A 4,891-nucleotide genomic window follows, 5' to 3' on the forward strand; every position below is an offset into this window, starting at 1 on the left:
CGCCCGCTTCCGGGCCCGTCCCCCGGGCCGAACCGGCGGACCCGCCGCAGGACGGCGAGGCCGCGGCGGCGGGCGAGCGGTGAGCGCGGTGAGCGCCCGCCTCTCCGCGCTCGCGGTCGGCGACTCCGGGGAGCCGCTGGTCCGCTGGGACTGGATCGGCCGCAACTCCGACATCATCATCCGGCACCTCAACGACCACCTGGTCCTGTCGATCGTGCCGGTGCTGCTCGGGCTCGCGGTGGCGCTGCCGGTCGGCCTGCTCTGCGCCCGGCACCGCTGGCTGTACGGGCCGGTCGTCGGGCTGACCAGCGTGCTCTACGCCATCCCGGCGATCGCGCTGTTCGTCGTGCTGGTCGCCTTCACCGGCCTGACCCGCACCACCGTGATCATCCCGCTGACGCTCTACACCCTGTCGGTGCTGGTCCCGGCCGTCGTGGACGGCATGGACTCGGTGCCCGAGCACGTCCGGCAGGCGGCCACCGCGATGGGCTTCGGCACGCTGCGGCGGCTCGTCCAGGTCGAGCTGCCGATCGCCGTGCCGGTGGTGATGGCGGGCCTGCGGGTCGCGACCGTCTCCAACATCAGCCTCGTCTCGGTCGGCGCGCTGATCGGCGTCGGCGGCCTCGGCGACCTGTTCACCGACGGCTTCAACCGCGACTTCACCACCCCGATCGTGGTCGGCATCGCGCTGATCATCGCGCTCGCGCTCGTCGCGGACGCCCTGCTGCTGCTCGTCCAGCGGCTGCTGACGCCGTGGGCCAGGGCGGGCAGCGGTCAACGCGCGGCCCGCCGCGCCGCCCGCGCCCAGCTCGCCCAGCCCGAGGAGGCCGCCCTGTGAACGCCATCCTCAACGCGATCAAGTGGTTCTTCCACGGCCAGCAGTGGCACGGCGCCGACGGCATCCCGCACCGGCTCGCCGAGCACCTCTGGTACTCCGGCGTCGCCTTCGCGATCACCGTCGCGATCGCGCTGCCGCTGGGGCTGCTGCTCGGGCACGTCCGGCGCGGGAGGACCGCCTCGTTCTTCGGCTTCTCGGTCATCGCGTCCGCCAACGGCGCGCGGGCGCTGCCGACCCTCGGCCTGCTGATCCTGGCCGTGCTGGTCACCTCGTCCAGCCTGGTGCCGACGCTCGTCCCGCTGATCGTGCTGGCGATCCCGCCCGTCCTGGTGAACGCCTACACCGGCGTCCAGCAGGTCGAGCCGCAGCTCCGGGACGCGGCGGAGGGCATGGGCATGACCGGCACCCAGGTGCTGTGGCGGGTGGAGGCCCCGGTGGCGCTGCCGCTGGTGCTGCTCGGGCTGCGGACCGCCGCGATCCAGATCGTCTCCACCGCGACCATCGCGGCCTACGTCGGGCTCGGCGGGCTCGGCCGGTTCATCGTGGACGGCCTCAAGCGGCAGGAGTACCCGAGCACCGCGGGCGGCGCGATCCTGGTCATCCTGCTCGCCTTCCTCATCCAGTTCGTGTTCGCCCTGCTGCGCCGGCTCGCGGTCTCGCCGGGCCTGCGGCGCCCCTCCTGACCTCACTCCCTGAGTTCCTGCCGAAAGGACTGTTTGAGATGTTCTCCAAGATGCGCGGTGCCGCCGTGCTGCTCGTGGGCGCGCTGGCGCTGTCGGCCTGCGGTGGCGGCGGCGACAAGGACCCGCTCGGCGGCTCGTCCGGCGGCGGTGGCGGTGGCGGCGGCACGCTGGTCGTCGGCACCGCCGACTTCCCGGAGAGCCAGGCCCTCGGCGAGGTCTACGCCCAGGCGCTCAGCGCCAAGGGCATCAAGGCCGAGACCAAGGTGGCGGGCACGCGCGAGGCGTACTTCAAGGCCATCGAGTCCGGCCAGCTCGCGATCGTCCCCGAGTACAACGGCAACCTGCTGCTGCACGTGGACCCGAAGGCGACCGCCGCCACCACGGCGGACGTGAACTCGGCCCTCGGCCAGAAGCTGCCGTCCTCGCTCGGCGTCCTCGACTCGGCCAAGGCCGAGGACAAGGACTCGGTCGTGGTCACCAAGGAGACGGCCGACAAGAACCACCTGAAGACGATCGCCGACCTCAAGCCGATCGCCGGGACGATCGTCTTCGGCGGCCCGTCGGAGTTCAAGACCCGCGTCTCCGGCCTGGTCGGCATCAAGCAGAAGTACGGCCTGGAGTTCAAGGAGTTCAAGTCCCTGGACACCGCCGGTCCGATCACCGTAGCGCGCCTGAAGCAGGGCCAGATCCAGGCTGCGAACCTTTTCTCCACCGACGCCGCGATCACCAAGAACAATTTCGTCGCCCTGGAAGACCCGAAGAACGTCTTCCCTGCTCAGAACGTCACTCCGCTGATCTACCGCGCCAAGGTCAACGCGGACGCCCAGGGCGTTCTCAACGCGATCGCGGCCAAGCTCACCACCCAGGACCTCCTCGACATGAACAGCAAGATGTCCGTGGACAAGGCCGAGCCGCGCGACGTCGCCAAGGACTGGCTGAAGAAGGCCGGAATCACCTCCTGAGAACGCGCCTCCCCGCCCGTGCGGGGATGATCGAACGAAGCCCGGCCGCCTGCCTGACAGGCGGCCGGGCTTCGTCTTCCTCGGTCGTCAGGGGGAGCGGCCTCCGAGGCGGGTGGTGAGGTCGGCGGCGGTGCGGCGGACCTCGGCGGCGAGGTCGGGCCAGGTGTCGTCCGGACGGGTTTCGCGGCGGAACGTGACGGTGATCGCGGCCGTGGGATGGCCGGTGTGGTCGAACGAGCAGGCGGCGATGGACGCGAACCCCTCGGTGACCTGGCCGTCCTCGGCGGACCAGCCGCGTCGGGCGTCCGCGGCCAGGACGCGGCGCAGCTCGCGCAGGGACGCCGGGCCGCGGCCGGTGCGGTCCACGAGCGGGCCGGGGAACAGGGCGCGGACCTGGGCGGCGGGCAGGTGCGCGAGCATCGACAGGCCGCTGGCGGTGAGCTGGGCGGGCAGCCGGACGCCGACGTCGGTGACCAGCGGCGCCTGGACCCGGGCGGGCTGCTCCTTCAGCAGGTAGAGGACCTCGGCGCCGTGCAGGACGCCGAGCTGGGCGACGTCGCCGGTGCGGTCGACCAGGCGGCGCAGCAGGGGGCGGGCGAGGCGTTCGAGGGGACCGTGCCGGAGGTAGGCCGAGCCGATCTCGAACGCCGCGACGCCGAGGCCCCAGCGGCGGTCCTCCGGGACGTAGGAGACGAAGCCGTCCTCGGCCATGGCCGTGAGCAGGTGGTAGGTGGACGACCGGGGCAGCCCGAGGCGTCCGGCGATGGCGGAGGCGGGCAGCGGCCCCGCCGACTCGGCGAGCAGCCGGAGCACCGCGAGCGCCCGGCGCGCCGCCGGAACCTGCCCGCCCCCCGCGCCCGCGCCCGCGTTCGTGGTCATCCGCTCATTGTCTCGTATCCGAGACAGTAGGCGGCCCGCGCGGGTCGCCGGGGGACGATCCGGGCGCTGCAATGGGGGTATGAGTTTCGGCATGGGGGACACACAGATCCAGGTCGGACCGGAACCGCTGACCTTCGCGGAGGTCGTGGCGGTCGCCCGGGACGGCGCGCGCGTCGCACTGACCGACGAGGCGCTGAAGGCGATCACCGAGTCGCGGGCCGCGATCGAGGAGCTGGCCTCCCGTCCGACGCCGGTCTACGGGGTGTCCACCGGGTTCGGGGCGCTCGCCACCCGGCACATCGCGCCGGAGCTGCGCGCGCAGCTCCAGCTCAACATCGTGCGCTCGCACGCGGCCGGGTCCGGTCCGGAGGTCGAGCGGGAGGTCGTCCGGGCGCTGATGCTGCTGCGCCTGCACACCCTCGCGACCGGCCGGACGGGCGTGCAGCCCGAGACCGCCAGGGCGTTCGCGGCGCTGCTGAACGCGGGGATCACCCCGGTCGTCCACGAGCACGGCAGCCTGGGCTGCTCCGGCGACCTGGCCCCGCTGGCGCACTGCGCGCTGGCGTTGATCGGCGAGGGCCCGGTCCGGGACGCCGGGGGCGAGCTGCGGGACGCCGCCGACGCGCTGGCCGAGGCCGGGATCCGGCCGGTCACGCTCGGCGCGAAGGAGGGCCTGGCCCTGCTGAACGGCACCGACGGCATGCTCGGGATGCTGGTCATGGCCATCCACGACCTGCGGAGGCTGTTCACCGCCGCCGACCTCGCCGCCGCGATGACCGTCGAGGCGCTGCTCGGCACCGACCGGGTGTTCGCCGCCGACCTCCAGGCGCTCCGGCCGCATCCGGGCCAGGGGTTCTCGGCCGCGAACCTGCGGTCGCTGCTCGCCGACTCGGCGATCATGGCGTCGCACCGCGGCCCGGACTGCACCCGCGTCCAGGACGCCTACTCGCTGCGCTGCGCCCCGCAGGTGCACGGCGCGGCGCGCGACACCCTCGCGCACGCCGAGCTGGTCGCGTCCCGCGAGCTGGCCTCGGCCGTGGACAACCCGGTCGTGCTGCCGGACGGGCGCGTGGAGTCCAACGGCAACTTCCACGGCGCGCCGATCGCGTACGTGCTGGACTTCCTGGCCGTCCCGACCGCCGACGTCGCGTCGATGTCGGAGCGGCGCACCGACCGGCTGCTCGACAAGGCCCGCTCGTTCGGGCTGCCGGCGTTCCTCGCCGACGACCCGGGCGTGGACTCCGGCCTCATGATCGCCCAGTACACGCAGGCGGCGATCGTCAGCGAGCTCAAGCGGCACGCGGTGCCGTCCTCGGCCGACTCGATCCCGAGCTCGGCGATGCAGGAGGACCACGTGTCGATGGGCTGGAACGCCGCGCGCAAGCTGCGCAAGGCGGTGGACGGCCTGACCCAGGTCGTCGCCATCGAGATCATGGCGGCGGCCCGGGCGCTGGAGCTGCGGTCGCCGCTGCGGCCGGGCCCGGCGACGGGCGCGGTCGTCGCGAGGCTGCGCGAGCGGGTGCCCGGCC

At 73.3% G+C, this 4,891-nt stretch carries 5 protein-coding genes; 4 read left to right on the top strand and 1 reads right to left on the bottom strand.

The features are described 5' to 3' along the window. The first annotated feature begins 88 nt into the window (after positions 1-88). From DZF91_RS28290 to DZF91_RS28300, 3 genes are read left to right on the top strand one after another with little or no spacing between them, the layout of a single operon-like run. Complete coding sequence (locus DZF91_RS28290) at positions 89-838, top strand: ABC transporter permease (RefSeq protein WP_117360177.1); 750 nt, start codon at positions 89-91, stop codon at positions 836-838. After that, positions 835-1,521 (top strand): ABC transporter permease, encoded by a 687-nt coding sequence (locus DZF91_RS28295; RefSeq protein WP_117360173.1) that lies wholly within the window; start codon positions 835-837, stop codon positions 1,519-1,521. Before DZF91_RS28290 ends, DZF91_RS28295 begins: the two co-directional genes overlap by 4 nt. Before the next feature lie 38 nt (positions 1,522-1,559). Beyond that, positions 1,560-2,483, top strand: coding sequence for an ABC transporter substrate-binding protein (locus DZF91_RS28300; protein WP_117360174.1), 924 nt, complete (start codon positions 1,560-1,562; stop codon positions 2,481-2,483). A gap of 87 nt (positions 2,484-2,570) precedes the next feature. Here DZF91_RS28300 and DZF91_RS28305 read toward each other — a convergent pair whose 3' ends face one another. Then, positions 2,571-3,362, bottom strand: coding sequence for an IclR family transcriptional regulator (locus DZF91_RS28305; protein WP_117360175.1), 792 nt, complete (start codon positions 3,360-3,362; stop codon positions 2,571-2,573). Between the two features lie 91 nt (positions 3,363-3,453). On the opposite strand from DZF91_RS28305, the gene hutH reads away from it, so the two are divergent. Further along, positions 3,454-4,891, top strand: a 1,438-nt coding sequence (gene hutH / locus DZF91_RS28310) for a histidine ammonia-lyase (protein ID WP_117360176.1), incomplete at its 3' end; no start/stop codon positions are given.

This window comes from Actinomadura logoneensis, assembly GCF_003428695.1.
In the GTDB taxonomy this organism is placed as follows: Bacteria; Actinomycetota; Actinomycetes; order Streptosporangiales; family Streptosporangiaceae; genus Spirillospora; species Spirillospora logoneensis.

Coding starts and splice junctions, on each gene's coding strand:
- DZF91_RS28300 (WP_117360174.1), top strand. CDS start 1,560: ATGTTCTCCAAGATGCGCGGTGCCGCCGTGCTGCTCGTGGGCGCGCTG.
- DZF91_RS28305 (WP_117360175.1), bottom strand. CDS start 3,362: ATGACCACGAACGCGGGCGCGGGCGCGGGGGGCGGGCAGGTTCCGGCG.